At 41.6% G+C, this 15,667-nt stretch carries 22 protein-coding genes; 12 read left to right on the forward strand and 10 right to left on the reverse strand.

Features of this window, described 5'->3' with window-relative positions; genetic code table 11:
* Nucleotides 1-104: 104 nt before the first annotated feature.
* A complete protein-coding gene (locus J4N23_RS07125) occupies nucleotides 105-491 on the forward strand; it encodes a response regulator (RefSeq protein ID WP_207426330.1) in 387 nt (128 codons plus the stop codon).
* Here the strand turns inward: J4N23_RS07125 and J4N23_RS07130 are convergent.
* The 3 genes from J4N23_RS07130 to J4N23_RS07140 form a co-directional block, all read right to left on the reverse strand.
* The gene (locus J4N23_RS07130) at nucleotides 454-1,476 is read right to left on the reverse strand and encodes an alpha/beta fold hydrolase (RefSeq protein WP_207426331.1); all 1,023 of its coding nucleotides are present in this window, start codon (nucleotides 1,474-1,476) and stop codon (nucleotides 454-456) included. The two genes, J4N23_RS07125 and J4N23_RS07130, sit on opposite strands and share 38 nt — an antisense overlap.
* A 103-nt stretch (nucleotides 1,477-1,579) precedes the next feature.
* Nucleotides 1,580-2,320 carry a YgaP-like transmembrane domain gene (locus J4N23_RS07135; protein ID WP_207426332.1) on the reverse strand — a complete coding sequence of 247 codons (741 nt, stop codon included), beginning with the start codon at nucleotides 2,318-2,320 and terminating at the stop codon, nucleotides 1,580-1,582.
* A gap of 27 nt (nucleotides 2,321-2,347) precedes the next feature.
* Nucleotides 2,348-2,527: a hypothetical protein gene (locus J4N23_RS07140; RefSeq protein ID WP_207426333.1), complete on the reverse strand. Its 180-nt coding sequence runs from the start codon at nucleotides 2,525-2,527 to the stop codon at nucleotides 2,348-2,350.
* A gap of 122 nt (nucleotides 2,528-2,649) precedes the next feature.
* On the opposite strand from J4N23_RS07140, the gene J4N23_RS07145 reads away from it, so the two are divergent.
* Entirely contained in the window at nucleotides 2,650-2,901 is a 252-nt protein-coding gene (locus tag J4N23_RS07145; protein ID WP_207426334.1) for a hypothetical protein, read from the forward strand.
* A gap of 58 nt (nucleotides 2,902-2,959) precedes the next feature.
* On the opposite strand, the gene J4N23_RS07150 is transcribed toward J4N23_RS07145, so the two are convergent.
* The gene (locus J4N23_RS07150; RefSeq protein WP_207426335.1) at nucleotides 2,960-3,220 is read right to left on the reverse strand and encodes a hypothetical protein; all 261 of its coding nucleotides are present in this window, start codon (nucleotides 3,218-3,220) and stop codon (nucleotides 2,960-2,962) included.
* 49 nt (nucleotides 3,221-3,269) lie between these two features.
* On the opposite strand from J4N23_RS07150, the gene J4N23_RS07155 reads away from it, so the two are divergent.
* The gene (locus J4N23_RS07155; RefSeq protein ID WP_207426336.1) at nucleotides 3,270-3,539 is read left to right on the forward strand and encodes a hypothetical protein; all 270 of its coding nucleotides are present in this window, start codon (nucleotides 3,270-3,272) and stop codon (nucleotides 3,537-3,539) included.
* Nucleotides 3,540-3,570: 31 nt separating this feature from the next.
* Here the strand turns inward: J4N23_RS07155 and J4N23_RS07160 are convergent, their stop codons facing one another.
* Complete coding sequence (locus tag J4N23_RS07160; RefSeq protein ID WP_207426337.1) at nucleotides 3,571-4,206, reverse strand: HAD family hydrolase; 636 nt, start codon at nucleotides 4,204-4,206, stop codon at nucleotides 3,571-3,573.
* An 88-nt stretch (nucleotides 4,207-4,294) separates the two neighbouring features.
* Here J4N23_RS07160 and J4N23_RS07165 point away from each other — a divergent pair, with 88 nt between their 5' ends.
* The gene (locus J4N23_RS07165) at nucleotides 4,295-4,981 is read left to right on the forward strand and encodes an NAD-dependent deacylase (protein WP_207426338.1); all 687 of its coding nucleotides are present in this window, start codon (nucleotides 4,295-4,297) and stop codon (nucleotides 4,979-4,981) included.
* A 55-nt stretch (nucleotides 4,982-5,036) separates the two neighbouring features.
* Here J4N23_RS07165 and J4N23_RS07170 read toward each other — a convergent pair whose 3' ends face one another.
* Complete coding sequence (locus J4N23_RS07170) at nucleotides 5,037-5,570, reverse strand: DUF6580 family putative transport protein (protein WP_207426339.1); 534 nt, start codon at nucleotides 5,568-5,570, stop codon at nucleotides 5,037-5,039.
* 459 nt (nucleotides 5,571-6,029) lie between these two features.
* On the opposite strand from J4N23_RS07170, the gene J4N23_RS07175 reads away from it, so the two are divergent.
* From J4N23_RS07175 to J4N23_RS07210, 8 genes are all read left to right on the forward strand, one after another.
* Nucleotides 6,030-6,344 (forward strand): RNA-binding protein, encoded by a 315-nt coding sequence (locus J4N23_RS07175; protein WP_207426340.1) that lies wholly within the window; start codon nucleotides 6,030-6,032, stop codon nucleotides 6,342-6,344.
* 196 nt (nucleotides 6,345-6,540) lie between these two features.
* Nucleotides 6,541-8,466 (forward strand): threonine--tRNA ligase, encoded by a 1,926-nt coding sequence (thrS, locus tag J4N23_RS07180; RefSeq protein WP_207426341.1) that lies wholly within the window; start codon nucleotides 6,541-6,543, stop codon nucleotides 8,464-8,466.
* A 13-nt stretch (nucleotides 8,467-8,479) separates the two neighbouring features.
* Nucleotides 8,480-9,049, forward strand: coding sequence for a translation initiation factor IF-3 (gene infC, locus J4N23_RS07185; RefSeq protein ID WP_207426342.1), 570 nt, complete (start codon nucleotides 8,480-8,482; stop codon nucleotides 9,047-9,049).
* Nucleotides 9,050-9,129: 80 nt separating this feature from the next.
* Nucleotides 9,130-9,330, forward strand: a complete 201-nt coding sequence (gene rpmI / locus J4N23_RS07190) for a 50S ribosomal protein L35 (RefSeq protein WP_207426343.1) — start codon at nucleotides 9,130-9,132, stop codon at nucleotides 9,328-9,330.
* Between the two features lie 96 nt (nucleotides 9,331-9,426).
* The gene (rplT, locus tag J4N23_RS07195) at nucleotides 9,427-9,771 is read left to right on the forward strand and encodes a 50S ribosomal protein L20 (RefSeq protein ID WP_207426344.1); all 345 of its coding nucleotides are present in this window, start codon (nucleotides 9,427-9,429) and stop codon (nucleotides 9,769-9,771) included.
* A gap of 79 nt (nucleotides 9,772-9,850) precedes the next feature.
* Nucleotides 9,851-10,771 carry a DUF72 domain-containing protein gene (locus tag J4N23_RS07200; RefSeq protein WP_207426345.1) on the forward strand — a complete coding sequence of 307 codons (921 nt, stop codon included), beginning with the start codon at nucleotides 9,851-9,853 and terminating at the stop codon, nucleotides 10,769-10,771.
* Between the two features lie 86 nt (nucleotides 10,772-10,857).
* A complete protein-coding gene (locus J4N23_RS07205; RefSeq protein WP_207426346.1) occupies nucleotides 10,858-11,493 on the forward strand; it encodes a peroxiredoxin in 636 nt (211 codons plus the stop codon).
* Between the two features lie 164 nt (nucleotides 11,494-11,657).
* Nucleotides 11,658-11,855, forward strand: a complete 198-nt coding sequence (locus J4N23_RS07210) for a cold-shock protein (RefSeq protein ID WP_207426347.1) — start codon at nucleotides 11,658-11,660, stop codon at nucleotides 11,853-11,855.
* A gap of 53 nt (nucleotides 11,856-11,908) precedes the next feature.
* Here J4N23_RS07210 and J4N23_RS07215 read toward each other — a convergent pair whose 3' ends face one another.
* From J4N23_RS07215 to J4N23_RS07230, 4 genes are read right to left on the reverse strand one after another with little or no spacing between them, the layout of a single operon-like run.
* Nucleotides 11,909-13,090: a hypothetical protein gene (locus J4N23_RS07215; protein ID WP_207426348.1), complete on the reverse strand. Its 1,182-nt coding sequence runs from the start codon at nucleotides 13,088-13,090 to the stop codon at nucleotides 11,909-11,911.
* Between the two features lie 10 nt (nucleotides 13,091-13,100).
* Entirely contained in the window at nucleotides 13,101-14,363 is a 1,263-nt protein-coding gene (locus J4N23_RS07220; protein ID WP_207426349.1) for an aspartate kinase, read from the reverse strand.
* Between the two features lie 46 nt (nucleotides 14,364-14,409).
* Entirely contained in the window at nucleotides 14,410-14,898 is a 489-nt protein-coding gene (locus tag J4N23_RS07225; protein ID WP_207426350.1) for a GNAT family N-acetyltransferase, read from the reverse strand.
* Nucleotides 14,899-14,948: 50 nt separating this feature from the next.
* Nucleotides 14,949-15,659: a YggS family pyridoxal phosphate-dependent enzyme gene (locus J4N23_RS07230; protein ID WP_207426351.1), complete on the reverse strand. Its 711-nt coding sequence runs from the start codon at nucleotides 15,657-15,659 to the stop codon at nucleotides 14,949-14,951.
* Nucleotides 15,660-15,667: the final 8 nt, after the last annotated feature.

A 15,667-nucleotide genomic window follows, 5' to 3' on the forward strand; every position in this document is an offset into this window, starting at 1 on the left:
TTGAATCATTGTTTACTGGGTACGAAGCAGTAATGATTTGGAATAAATTGTTAGATCATCATTAACTGAAAAAATAGAATTGAACTTTTAGAATTGTACTCCAGATGAAACGTGTATTAGTTTGCGATGATGATATAACAGTGTCTGAAATAGTTGCCTTAGTGCTGACTGACGCAGACTGGGAAGTATATACGCTACCTGATTGTAATAATATCATCGAAAAGGTGGAGGCTATCAATCCTTCGGTGATTTTTATGGACAATAAGATTCCTGATGAAGGGGGGATTGTTGCGACGCAAAAAATAAAACAGCATCCGGATTACAAGGAGATTCCTGTCATATATTTCACAGCCAACTCAGATATTGATCAGCTTGCAGAGGAGGCGGGAGCGGATTTGATTTTGCAGAAACCTTTCAATATTAAGCAGCTGGAGGATACGGTACAACAAGCCTTTACGGTCTATCAGGAGAAGCAGTCAGGTCAGGATTAGACAGAGGCTGCAGGAACGAGGCAAGTACCCGGTTTACGCCTGACGGATTTTCTATTAAACTTAAGTGGCCCTGATGCAACAATCGAAGCTCTGCATTTTTTATTTTCGATTGCATGATATAACTGGCAGCGGGTACTGTCAGTCGATCATTAAAAGCACTAATTATTAGTACCGGAACGTTCACGTCTTTTAGCTTTTCACTTAGGTCATACTTAAACATTTCTAGTAGCGACTGTGCCACCACTGCCGGGCTAACGCCCACTGAAAGTTCAGTCATATACTGCAGTTGTGCTGACGTCTGTTTTCCTGTAAAAAAGATATATCGAAAAAAAGCACTCGTAGTGCCATTCAAATAGTTTATAACACAAAGAATCCAAAAAGGGAGTTCCAGATTGCTGGCCAGTCGAAGGAATGGTCTGAGCACGGGAAATTGAATAGGCGAGAGTATAGTTGAAAAAGCGCAGGTTCGAACAGGATTGGTGAAGGTTGTATGATGAATGATCAAGCCTTTTGCATTGATAGCCGCTTTTGCGTCAGCGGCGTACTGAAGTGCCTGCATCCCGCCCATACTATGCCCATAGATATAAGGAGATTGCAGCTCAAGATAGTCTAAGATATATTTTAGATCTTCTCCCAGGGTTTTGATGGATAAATCCCGGGGGCGGGGAGAGCGACCATGTCCCGGAAGATCGATGTAAATAAGTCGAAAGTCTTTTTTAAAACGAGCACGTTGGTAGAACCACTGATAACGATTTGCATTCAATCCATGTATGAAAACAAGAGGCTGTGCGTTCTTTTGCCCTTCAGATTCAACATAAACTATGTTTCCTCCGGGACATTTAAGCCAGGTGAATTCTTCAGGCCTCCATTTTTTAGGCGCCTCAATTGGTCTCTCAGTAGATAAGAGTCGGGAAACCAGATATCGGCCGGCAAGCATAAGTGCTGCACCCGCCAGTAATTTTAAAGCGCCACGATTAGTATACATGGTAGAGGGCATCGCTGTAAGGGAGGTTATAAAAGAGGCAGCAAAGACAAGGTGTTTTTACCCCTGGCCTCACTGCCTTATTTTTATTTTGTGTGCCGATGAGTTATTCTCCGGCAGCTGTGCTCATATAGCGCTGGTATTCTTCTCCTTCAACATAATGTTTGAAATTCATAATGTCTTCTCTCACCATCTTCTCAAACCAGCCATTGAATAGTTGGGCGATACCATGACCGAGACTTCCAGCAGGAGGGAAGTAGTTAAGTTCAATATTCAGTTCGGTTCCTGCCCCGCTAATTGCATCTGTAAATTCTACTTTTCCTGCATTGTCAACCATAGATCCATCCACAGATTGCCAGCCGATATAGCGATTTTCTTCCTCACGGGTGATTTCTGCATTCCAGTTGATTTTGGCAACATTGCCCGGAATGTTAGCAGCCCAGTGAGATACTTTCTCATCAATTTCAGTAACAGAAGCAAGATGCTTCATGAATTTGGGAAGATTTTCCAGGTGTCTCCAAAATCGGTATACTTCTTCTCTGGGCTTATTCACAATGAATCGTTCAGTAATGCGGATTGCCTGAAGATCTGTAGTGTCCTTTCCAATCTTTTCGTAAATCGGGCAGTAACCTGTCGCACCTCGGTACAAAAGCATCCCACCCAGAGCAGCTTCACCTAAACCAATAAAAGGATGCTTAAACATGGTTGTTAAACCCTTGAATAAAATATATGTGCCTGCAGCTGCGGAAATTACCCGTTCCGTAGTGTTTACATTTTCATATCCCGGTGGTTCAATCGCTGTACCCTTTAACCGGTCGTTTACTGTATTTGTTAATTGATCAATCATATGTTTTTCGTTAGATAGATTGCTTTTTTAATTTCCTTCGACGATTATCTCGCTTTCAGGAAGACAAAACTTTTCAGTTAGTTCTTTAATGGTGCGTTTTACGCTTTCCAGCTTACTTGAATGGTTACGTGTAATAAGTTGATGTAGGATCTCGTCTGTATTTTTATCTCTGAATCTAAATGTTGTGTATATACTTTGCTCTGTCATGTTTCTTCTAACAAAAAAAAATTGAAAATGTTGGAAATTTTTCGGGCTATAGTGCAAGTAGTCAGAAATCAAGATTGGCATTTCGATTGTTGGACCAAAACCGTGAAAAACTTAGATGGAAAATGAAACAGTTATTTTTAATATCTCACGATACTCAAACTGCAGTGAAAGCGGGTAAGGCCGTGGCCGGCATCCCGTACATAGAACCTGAACAGGTTGAAGCGTTGAACGCGTTTCTGACATTAAATCATTTGAAAAATATTGTTCCTGTTTGGGATGATGATGATGACTTCGAGGAAATTTTAGACAGTTACACGTTCATCACTACCGAAGATGCAAGGAATAGTATTTACAGTCAGGACAAGTTAGGTTAAAAGATTAACGCTGCTTCCACAAGGTGGTGGAGCAGCGTTACTATAATTTTAGTTGATTCTAGTGCGACAGCCTGCTAATTGCCCTGCCTAGCATATGTGTAATTCCCGGAGTAAGTCCTCCCTCCAGTTGTTCCCATTCATCGTTTCCGGATAACCTCAACCTACTGATGAGCTTCTCTTCATGGTACACATAATATTCATTCGCGTCAGCACCGCTTTCCACTAATAGCTTTTTAGGTCCCTCTTCATTTATTGCAGCCTCAATGTAAAAGGGGCGTCCATTATTTGCCGGTACGTTTAGATCATTTTGTCCTTCCATTTACAGTAAACATTGCGAGATATAATTTGTTCAGCCAAAAAATATAGTTATGGAGCAAGAAAATCAAGGTAAAATAACGATCCAGCAGGGAGCTAAATATGGAGAAGCGATCTCCTGGGGGCCAGTGCTTGGAGAGAAAGAGTTCCTGTATTTCAGCGAAGCAGAGGAAGCCTTTCAAACCATTTCCTGGCAGAAAGCCGAAGAAGTTTGTAGTCAGAAACTCGATGAGTCGCAGGCAGTCCTGGTTAGGCCTTATAGAAAAACGGCTGATGAAGAATGGAACTCTTCCGAAGAAAAGATTCTTTTCATCGGAAGGTAACACCCGATTCTCATCTACCTATTTTTTTAGGTTAAAGTTTCAGATAATAATCCGTAAAGCTTTGGAAATCGTCGAATTTGAGATGATAACTTTGTGCGTTTCCAAAGCCAAAACTGAAGAAAACAAAAGGAACCCCCGCCAATTCGCTTTCTAGCCTGTCGCCTTCTGTGTCTCCGATATAAACTGGATTTGCCAAGTTATATTTCTCGACAAGTAGCCTGATGTTATGACTTTTGGGTTTACTATTAAATCCGTAGGCCATTTCATCCGTAATGTATTGTGAGATACCTGCCCATTTCATAAAAAGCGTAATCATTCCTTTGGGACAATTGCTTACGATGAAGAGTTTATATTTTTCAGATAATTTTATAATTCCCTCCTTCACACCGTCGTATAATGTGCCACCAATCGTCTCTACCTGCTGGGCTCGGTGCCTGTTTATAGTTTCGTAGATGCTGTACTGTTTTTCTCGCGAGTAATCCGGCAATATAGTATTTAGCACCTTCTGCGAATCCATTCCCATCATCGAACTAATTTCTTCGCGGCTTACGGTGCGTTCAACTTTTTCTTCCTGCAGCCCCGCATTCCAGGAACTGACGTAAATATCTAAGGCATCCCATAAGGTGCCATCCATATCAAAAATAAGACTGTCCGGTTTGTTATTCATGTCCTGCAAGTTTAGCTAAAATGATTTTTTTGAAAATGATAAACATCATGCAGACAAAATTATTTTTGTTTTTATAGCAATTCATAAGATGAAACAACACGTAGTAGTGCTTACTGGGGCGGGAATTTCTGCAGAAAGTGGACTGAAAACCTTCCGTGATTCGGACGGTCTATGGGAAGGATATGATGTTTACGAAGTAGCCACACCTGAAGCATGGCAGCGAAATCCTAACTTGGTACAGGAGTTTTATAACATGCGCCGAAAGGCGGTCCTGGAAGCTCAGCCGAATGCCGCACATTATGCGCTGGCAAAGCTCGAATCAAAGTTCGATGTTACTATCGTCACTCAGAATGTCGATAATCTGCACGAGCGGGCAGGCTCCAGCGCTGTTTTACATCTACACGGTGTAATCACAAAGTCTCAATCGAGTAAAGATCCAAGTTTAACTTATGACATCGAGGGATGGGAGCTAAAAATGGGGGAGCAATGCGAGCTGGGGTCACAGCTGCGCCCTCACGTAGTCTGGTTTGGAGAGCCTGTTCCGATGATTGAGAAGGCGGCTCAAATCTGCTCAACGGCAGACATATTCCTTTTAGTAGGTACTTCGTTGAATGTTTACCCCGCCGCTGGTCTTAAAGATTTTGTTCCCAATAACGCCCGGAAGATTGTTGTGGATCCCCAGGCTTCTTCTTTGTCTGTCCGAGATATGCGAATCATTTCTGAAAAGGCAGGTGTTGCAGTCCCTGCTATCGTAGAGGAACTCCTAACGTCGTAACAAAAAAGCCCCTGACGGTGTCGGGGGCTTTTTTGTAGTAGTTATATCTAAAAATTTATTTTTTTACCAAAGCTACCGTAGGATATCTTTTTTCCAAAAGATAAAACCCTCCAAAGAGCAGCACGCCATAAATAACATCGGCAATCAGCATGTTACGTAAAAATGGCAGACCCATAATGTATGATTGTATTATCCCTTGCATATTGTGCGGGTACCAGCTGTAGAAGAATGCGAAATTGGTAATCAGAAAAAATGCGAAAGCACCGGCAACCGAAGCAAGAGCGACATTGGTTACATTAACTCTGTTTCTTATGAATAAACCACAAGCTACCATTGCTACGAACCCTGCATAAACTACAACGTTAAAGCCTTGTCCTATAAAAACATCAGATAGAGCCATCGCGGCTAATGGTATAATAAAAGCCAGACGTTTGTCTGTGAACTGCGATCCTGCAAAAATTGCAAGAGCACCAACTGCCGTGAAATTCCAGATGTTTGGTAATAAAATAGGTAAGGCACGGGTAGCGGCGGCAACAATTATTAAGAGGCTCAAAACTAAAAACCGTGTAGATTGCAATTGTTTCATCATAACCACAAAATTAAAAAAATACTTCTTTAAAAAGACTCTATTTCATATTGATTTAAAATAGCCGGAGCAGGATATTTTAAAGCTATAGGCTCGCTAAAATTTGTGGACTTTTTGTGGGAATAGTTAAGTCACGTGTAAAATGACTAGTTCAACGCAAGGTCTTCCTACGAAAAATCAATAATCCATTTAATGTAATAATAACAGAAAAAACACGCGTTATAGGAAGAAAACGCTTACCTTGCGCGTAAGTCGCGTGATCTTGATCAGAGAGAAGTTGTGGGCGTTTTTTCGGAGTCACGATTGCTACTAATAAAACTAAAATTTCTGTTTTTTTAAGATTATAACGATATGATTTTAACAGGCAGGGAGAGTGGTTTTGGCTCGAACCTTGCAAGATTACGCAGAGGTTACTAACGTTCAATTAAATAGGGTAGCTCCTGAAAAGCTGAATAATAATAAATGAAAATTTTTATCAAAAATCTGCCATTACAGGTGGAAGAAAAAGAGTTAAGAGAAGTCTTCGGTGACTTCGGAGTAGTTAAGTCGCTCAGGATTATAAAAGATAAGGAGACAGGAGCCAGTCGTGGTTTTGGTTTCGTAGAAATGCCTGACGAGGCACAAGCTAAAGAAGCTATTAGAAATATGAATGGTGGCGACTACTACGGAAATAAGATTTTCGTCACTGAAGCCAGAGATGACGATAACGGTGGTGGTGGTGCTAACAGAGGTGGCTTTAAAGGCGGTGCGCCTCGTGGAAATACCAGAAGATTTTAAGTTAAGACACCCTTCATAGTTTAATAGTCTCAATTGAAGGCTATTAAACTATTTTACCTAGCCTGCAATAGTTTCAAATCCATATTTTTCTCAGCTAAACGCAAAATGTGATCCTATAAAATTGCTGGGAAATTATATTTTTGCCCTTCGCCTAAGCTGGGCGATTTTCAAAAAGAACTAAAAATCATAGTTGTAGATGATTAATATAACACTTCCTGATGGCTCTATCCGCCAATATGAGAAGGGAATAACAGCCTTTCAAATTGCACAATCTATTTCCGAAGGATTAGCAAGAAACGTTTTAGCAGCAGAAGTTAATGGTGAATGTTGGGATGCTTCTCGTCCCATAGAGAACGATTCAACGGTGAAGCTTCTGACCTGGAATGATCAAACTGGAAAGTCCACTTTTTGGCACTCTTCAGCACACTTAATGGCGGAGGCTTTGGAGGCCCTTTATCCGGGTACTAAATTTGGTATTGGCCCGGCCATAGAGACTGGTTTTTATTACGATGTTGATTTCGGTGATCGTGATTTTTCTTCCGATGATTTTAAGAAAATAGAAGACAAAATACTTGAGTTAGCCAAGACGAAGTCTGAATTTGTGCGGAAGCCGGTAAGTAAGGCTGATGCAGAACAGTACTTCATCGAAAAAGGTGATGAATACAAACTTGATTTGATTAAGGATCTTCCTGACGGGTCGATCACATTCTATACACAAGGTAGCTTCACAGATCTTTGCCGCGGACCGCACATACCAAATACCGGGTTTATAAAGGCAGTAAAGTTGATGAACGTGGCTGGCGCTTACTGGCGCGGGGACGAATCGCGTAAGCAGTTGACAAGAATCTACGGTGTCACCTTCCCTAAACAGAGCGAGCTTTCCGATTATCTGAAAATGATCGAAGAAGCCAAGAAACGTGACCACCGGAAATTAGGCAAAGAGCTGGAGTTATTCACTTTCTCTGAAAAAGTTGGAATGGGTTTGCCACTATGGCTGCCTAAAGGAACCGCACTTCGGGAGAAGTTAGTGAATTTCTTGCAACGGGCCCAGATGAAAGCCGGGTACGAGCAGGTAATTACTCCTCATATAGGCCACAAAAATCTTTACATTACTTCAGGACACTACGAGAAATATGGAGCAGATTCTTTTCAACCGATAAAGACGCCGCAGGAAGGGGAGGAGTTTTTCCTGAAACCAATGAACTGTCCGCACCATTGTGAAATTTATAAGTCCAAGCCACGGTCTTACAAGGATCTTCCTGTAAGGTTCGCTGAATTTGGGACAGTATATAGGTATGAGCAGAGCGGCGAACTTCATGGTTTGACACGTGTTCGTGGCTTCACTCAGGATGATGCCCATTTATTCTGCCGCCCAGATCAGGTGAAGGAAGAATTCAAGAAGGTTATCGACCTTGTATTATATGTATTCAATGCGCTGGGCTTTGAGGACTATACTGCTCAGGTTTCCCTTCGTGACCCTGAAAATAAGACAAAGTATATAGGTACGGACGAGAACTGGCAGCTTGCTGAATCTGCAATCATTGAAGCGGCTGAAGAAAAAGGTTTGAAAACGGTGGTTGAGCTAGGAGAAGCCGCTTTCTATGGTCCTAAACTTGATTTTATGGTGAAGGATGCTTTAGGAAGAAAATGGCAGCTCGGGACAATCCAGGTTGATTACAATCTTCCCGAACGTTTTGAGCTGGAGTATACAGGCAGCGACAACCAAAAACACCGGCCGGTGATGATCCACAGAGCACCTTTTGGTTCATTGGAAAGATTCGTAGCGGTACTTATTGAGCACTGTGCCGGCAACTTCCCATTATGGCTAACTCCGGAACAGTTCATTATACTTCCGATCTCTGAGAAGTATGAAGAATATGCAAAAAAAGTTTTAGAATCTCTTAATAATTCCGATATTCGCGGGCTGATCGACTTGCGAGATGAGAAAATCGGAAGAAAGATCAGAGACGCGGAAGTGAAGAAAATTCCGTACATGCTTATCATAGGAGAAAAGGAAATGGCTGATGGTACAGTTTCGGTACGAAGACACGGCCACGGCGATGTTGGAAGTATGAGGGCAGAAGAATTTAGAAATCAATTAATTACAGAAATAACCGTTTAAACAAAATTTAAATTTGGCATTAGGAAGACCAGGTTTTAACAGAGGGCCAAGACCTCCGTTTAAGAAAAAAGAGGCAGAGCATAATATCAACGAGTTCATCAAAGCTCCTCAGATCCGTCTTGTTGGAGATAACGTTGAGCAAGGTGTTTATTCTTTGAGCGAGGCCAGAGCTATTGCTGAAGAGCAAGAGCTGGACCTTGTAGAAATATCGCCGAACGCTAATCCTCCGGTTTGTAAAGTAATTGACTATAATAAGTTCATCTACGAGCAAAAGAAAAAGCTTAAGGAGATTAAAGCGAACGCTAAGCAGACGATTATCAAAGAAATTCGTTTCGGACCTAATACAAGCGAGCACGATTTTCAGTTTAAGCTGAAACATGCAGTCAGTTTCCTGGAAGCTGGAGAGAAGGTGAGAGCTTATGTCCACTTCAAAGGGCGGGCAATTGTTTACAAGGAGCAAGGTGAAATTCTTCTCCTGAAGTTTGCGCAAGCTTTGGAAGAATATGGAAAAGTAGAACAGCTTCCGAAATTAGAAGGTAAGCGGATGTTCTTGATCGTGGGTCCGAAAGCAACAAAAAAATAGATTTTTAGATGTGCATATATACTGATGTGTAAATGTGCAACCGAAATATATTAAACATCTTAAATTCAAATAAATAGGTTATGCCAAAAATGAAGACCAATTCCAGTGCTAAAAAGCGTTTTAAGCTTACTGGAACAGGTAAAATCAAAAGGAACAACGCATTCATGAGTCACATCTTAACAAAGATGTCGACTAAACGTAAGCGTAACTTAGGTCAAAGCGGTCTGGTATCGGATGCTGACATGAGCAACGTGAAACGCATGCTTTGCATTGGAAAGTAAGAATCTGTGACAGATTCAGTTAATTAATGTTTAACCCGGCTTCCGGTTGTAAGACTGCTGAAAAACGCAGCGCCGCCTGCCAAAAAAGAAAACAAAATGCCACGTTCGGTTAACGCAGTAGCGTCAAGAAGAAGAAGAAAAAAGATCTTAGGTTTAGCTAAAGGCTATTGGGGATCTCGCAGCAAGGTTTACACCATTGCTAAAAACACAGTTGAAAAAGGTTTACAGTACGCTTATCGCGACCGTAAAACCAAAAAGAGAGAGTTCCGTGCTTTATGGATTCAGCGTATTAACGCAGCTGCACGCCATAACGGTCTATCATACTCTCAATTGATGGGTAAATTAAATAAATCAGGTATCGAATTAAACCGTAAAGTTCTTGCAGATCTTGCGATGAATGAGCCAGAGGCTTTCAAAGCAGTGGTTGAAGCGGTTAAATAGTTATTCAACCTGTTATAAATAAAAAAAGGGAGCCAAAATTGGTTCCCTTTTTTGTTTATTTGCTTTAAAAATTGTTTATATGGACTTTGGGAAAATCGCTTTAGAACAGCTTACAGAAGTTGACTTTTGTCTGCAACCAGACACCGAGTTTACGTTAGACGTACTTCAAGGGCGGACAAAGGTTGCTAATCCAAAGATTTATATTGGTTGCGCGAAGTGGGGGCGAAAAGAGTGGGTAGGCATGATCTATCCTGAAAAGACAAAAGAGGCCAAATTTCTTGACGAATATGTGAAGCACTTCAATTCTATTGAGTTGAATGCTGTGTTTTATAACATGCCCAAGAAAGAACAGATAAGAACCTGGAAAGAGAAAGCAGCAGCAGTTCGCGATGACTTTAAATTCTGTCCCAAGTTCTCCAGAAATATTTCTCACATACGCAGACTAAAAAATGCGGAGGAGGATACGACCCGGTATTTAGAAAGCATTTATGAGTTTGGAACTTATCTAGGGCCGAGCTTCCTGCAACTAGCCGATAATTTCGGACCAAATAACTTTGAAACACTTAGGGCTTATCTGGAGCATCTGCCTAGTGACCTACAGATCTTTGTAGAAGTGCGTCACCCGGAGTGGTTTGGGAATGAGCATGTGAGGAGGGAGTTCTTTTCTATGCTGAAGACAGTGGGCCGAGGCGCAATCATTACTGACGCCAGCGGAAGAAGAGATTGCGTTCATATGCATTTATCAACTCCGGAGGCATTCATTCGATTTGTGGGGAACGGCTTACATCCTACTGATTATAAACGGATTGACGATTGGGCGGAGAGGATTTCTGGCTGGGTAAACAGTGGCTTAGAGTCTGTTTACTTCTTTCTTCATCAACATGATGAGAAGGACACTCCAATTTTAGGGGATTACACAGTGAAGAAGTTTAACGAGGTGTTAGGAATAAACCTTGCGGCTCCATCCTTCATCAAATCCCACAACCAACTTTTTACATAAGCCTTATAAAAGAGATTTCTATTTGAGTAAAAAACCTACTAACTTGGTAGAGTTAATAAATTACTTAACCTTTTAAATTTTACACTATGAGCTTAAGACTAGGCGATGTCGCCCCCAATTTCCAGGCGCAGACCTCACAGGGCGAGATTGATTTCTACGAGTACCTGGGGGATAGCTGGGCTGTTTTATTTTCGCACCCGGCAGATTATACACCGGTTTGTACTACGGAGCTGGGCAGAACTGCAGCATTGAATGACGAGTTTAAAAAGCGGAATGTTAAAGTTCTAGCGTTAAGTGTGGATCCCGTGGATAAGCATTCAGGTTGGATTCAGGATATCAATGAAACGCAAGGTGTAGTGGTAGACTTTCCACTAATTGCTGATGAAGACAAGAAAGTTTCGGAATTATATGGAATGATTCATCCGAATGCTTCCGAAACTGCTACTGTTCGCTCCTTATTTATCATATCACCTGATAAAAAGATTAAGTTGATTATTTCGTATCCTGCGTCAACCGGACGGAACTTCCAGGAGATCCTCCGGGTAATTGACTCTCTACAGTTAACAGCCAACTACAGTGTAGCAACACCTGCAGACTGGAAAGAGGGAGAGGATGTAGTTGTTACGCCGGCAATCAAGACGGAAGACATACCTTCCAAGTTCCCTAAAGGGCACAGAATTGTAAAACCTTATCTTCGTTTTACACCCCAACCGAATAAATAACAACGAAATCCTGAATAATATTTATTTCTTATTCAGGATTTTATTTTGTTATCTTTGGTTTAGTCGCCAGTTCTTAAATCTTACCTGAATTATAAATTCCATTTCTTTTTCAGTCAGCTTTTTTAAATGGTCGATGTAGTACTAATTTATTTATATTAATTTTTATGAAAACTGGAAAGGTTAAATGGTTTAACGCCGAAAAAGGTTATGGTTTTATCATTCAGGAAGATGGTAAAGAGATCTTCGTACATTTTAAAGACATACAAGGTGGCGTAAACGCGCTTCGTGACAATGATAGTGTTTCTTTCGAGGTAGCCGAAGGACGCAAAGGATTACAAGCGGTAAACGTGAAGAAAGCATAAGTGATCCACGATACTTACTAGGAAAGCTCTGCTGTGCAGGGCTTTTTTTGCGTTTATGAGTTAACCCTTTCTGCCTCAATAGCAAGAAGTTGATTTTCTGCACCGGTGCAAAAAATGAGATAAAGATCACCTCCGTCCTGAATTTTGTACTTCTTTTTAATCTCTTCCACCTGTAGGGGGAAATTCCGTGTAATCACGTTTGCCTTTCGAATACCTGAAGCTTTGAATGTTTTTAGTGTATTTACTGACCGGATCTTAAAAACTCTACCTACGAAGTTTTCAACTATTCTCTCCGAAGTATATAGATGGGTGTTTCTGTTTAGCTTGCCGAGGTGAAAGCAGGTTGCAATACTTTTGAAAGCTCCGGCTTTTAGAATCGCTACGTCGGGCTCGTATAGGAATGACAGAGGGTTGTAAAATCTTTCTATCCTGAGGCTTTTCTCTTGAGCTGGTTCGAAAGTATAAAAGAGGCTGTTTGATTCAGTCAAGGCAGCACAAACAATGTTCGGCTCTCCTTCGAAGCCCGCGTCTATCACCCAAAGTAGTTCTTTGCAGTCGTTTTTTACGCTTACTACATGTATTTCTTTTACGCTGCTAAGCTCCTGCAATCCGGAATGAATGTCAAATAGGGGAGAAGTTTTGATAATTACCCGTTTCGCCTTCCCTAGTAACAGCGGCAAGTTCGAAACCACATTAGGCTCTGTATCCTGAAGTAGGAACACTTTTTTAGATTCAACCCGTCGGGATGGGTCGACAAAAATGGTATCAAAATTAACATCGCTCTTGCTAAGGTACTCTAAGCCGTTTGTGTTTAAAAACTCAATATTGGTTTGGTTGAGCACGCTAGCATTATGGGAGGCAATGGTAGACAGTTCTGAGTTGAGCTCACAATGGACCACATCTTTTAATCTTTTTGAGAAGTAGTAGCTGTCTACACCGAGGCCGCCAGTCAGGTCGATTAATCGGTCTCCCAGGGCGAGGGTACTTTTGTATCGTGCAGTAAGTTCAGAAGAGGTCTGTTCGATGGAAATTTTAGGCGGATAGTAGATGCCTTTCCTTGCGAACCAGGTGGGAAGCTTCTTTTCACACTTCTTCCTGCTTTCCAGCTGTTGAGCAAGTTCCCTTGGACTGATGCCAGCGAAAGGGCTCTTTCCCAATAAGATCCGATTAACGTCATCATCTAGATGCACGTTGAGATAATTCTGAACTTCTTCCTGTAAGATTAAAGGATTCAAATGCAGTAAGTTAATCTTTAACTACTATCTGGGCCGTGTGGCGGCTTGTTTGCTCCAATAGTACTGTTTTTCTTGCCGTTAGCTCACCGATTACTGCTTGTTGGAAATGCCTCACAGTATAGAGTTTCAAGTCTTGATTGTATTTGATTCGGAACTGTCCGTCCAAAAGCACTTCGAGTTTCTTAAATCGTTTTTCATCCCAATCGAAGCAGGCCGAAAAACTTATTGCAGACAACTGCATCATGTTAATTTTTACTCGCGCTTTCGCAAAGATGCCATATATGTCACACAGATGATCCTCTGTGATAAATGCCAGATCTTTTGTCGAGATGGAAAGTAGTACCTGGTTGTTTTTGACGATAATTGCCGGCTGAGTGATTACTACTTCACTCTCCTTGATGCACGTGCCGGGAGCGTGCGGATCTAGAAAAGGTTTTACATAAAGGGGGATTTTTCCGTTCTGGAGGGGTTTAATGGTTTTAGGGTGAATTACAGTTGCACCGTAAAAAGTCATCTCCAATGCGTCCCGATAGGAGAGCTCCTCATACTTCACAGTATTTTCAAACAGTTTCGGATCAGCGTTTAGCACTCCAGGTACGTCTTTCCAGATTGTAACTGCGTCAGCTTTGAGGCAGGAAGCAAAAATGGCCGCAGTATAATCAGAACCTTCTCGTCCTAAGGTAGTCGTAAAGTTCTCAGAAGTCCCCCCGATGAAACCTTGAGTGATAACAATGTGACTTGAAAGCTGAGAGGCGAGTTGTGTTTCTATTGCCGTACAGGTTCTTTTCCAGTCTACCCTTCCTTCCCGATAGGTGTTGTCGGTATGAATGTAGCTTCTGGCGTCAATCCATTTAACGGGAACTCCCGAGTGAGCCAGGTAGTTACTTACGATCCTGGTAGAAAGGAGTTCGCCAATAGACACGATCTGGTCGTAGATAAAGTCGAAGTCATCTTGTGGCTCATCTTCCAGCATCCACTCAACCTCTACGAACGTATTCGCTATTTCATCAAAGACAGGATGTGAAGCGTCGCCAAACAGCTCAAGCATTACTCTTTCATGGTAGGCTTTGATTCCTTCAAGAACCGCTTGTACATCGTCCCGCTGCTCAGCATATGCTTTTGTTAGCTCTTCCAGGGCGTTAGTTGTTTTACCCATCGCTGAAACAACGATCAGTAATTGCTTGTCCTTGTAGAGTTGGATGATTTTTGCAAGATTTTTGATCCCCTCAGCATCTTTCACTGATGCCCCACCAAATTTGAATACTTCTGCCATCGGCTTATACTTGGAATTTTGAGTTTTGAATAGTACTTGAAACGACTTAAATTGTTTGGTCGGTGAGAAGATGAGTTAAGTTAGCTATTTGCTCCTTAGTCAGTGACGCGTTCAGCCACTCCGGATCAAAACTTGCGTTATATTTTTTGTAGAAATTAATAGCTGGTTCGTTCCAGTCTAACACCTGCCAGCTCATCCCATTGAAGTCCTTTTCCCTCGCTTCTTGCACAATTCTGTCAAACAGTCTCTTGCCAATGCCGCGGCCTCTGAATTGTTCTGTCACCAGGAAATCCTCCAGATAAAGTCGGCAGCCCTTCCATGTAGAATAGCGGATATAGTACAAGGCAAACCCTTGCACTATCCCATCAATTTCTGCTACGAAAGCTTTCCATACTGCTGATCTTCCAAATCCGGCTTCTTCGAATTCTTCCAGTGTTACAGTTACCTCGTTAGGCGCTTTTTCGTATTCGGCGAGCTCCTGAATCAACTCCAAAAGTCTCTTGCAATCTTTCTTTTCGGCGACACGAATGACCATGTTGACTGTTTTTGAATTAGTAATGATTGTTTAAAAAAAAGGAGTTGCCTTTAATTTTCTTCGGCAGGGTTATTTTGTATTCTCCAGTGCGGAATAACCCTTTTTCCAAAGATACTGCTTCCTACGCGGATCATAGTGCTGCCTTGTTCGATAGCAATTTTATAGTCGCCAGACATTCCCATCGAGATCTCCTTAAACGAGCTTTCATTCCTAAAAAAGCTCTGTTTCAATCCCTCGAAAAAAGTTCTCAGTTCGTAAAACTCTTCTTTTATCTGTTTTGGATTTTCTGTGTTTGAAGCAATACCCATCACGCCAACAATCCTCACGTTTTTCAGGGAATAAATATCTTCAGATCTCAACAAGTCAATTGCCTCATCAAAGCCTAAACCAAATTTAGTTTCTTCATCAGCAATGTATATTTGAAGCAGGCAGTCTATTACCCGGTCATTTTTTTTAGCCTGTTTGTCTATTTCTTTTAATAGTTTCAAACTATCGACGGAATGGATCAGACTAACAAAGGGAGCAATGTATTTAACCTTATTAGTTTGCAAGTGGCCTATCAAGTGCCACTGGATGTCTTTGGGCAATTGCTCATATTTCTCCACCAACTCCTGAACATGGTTTTCGCCGAAAACTTTCTGTCCCGCCTGATATGCTTCCAATATTTCTTCCTTTGTCTTCGTTTTAGATACGGCGATCAAGGTGACATTTAAACGGCTCAATTCCTTCTTTAATTCTGTCAAGTTGGCTGCTATGCTCATTATATGTA

It is taken from the genome of Pedobacter sp. SYSU D00535 (assembly GCF_017355855.1).
Classification (GTDB): domain Bacteria; phylum Bacteroidota; class Bacteroidia; order Sphingobacteriales; family Sphingobacteriaceae; genus Desertivirga.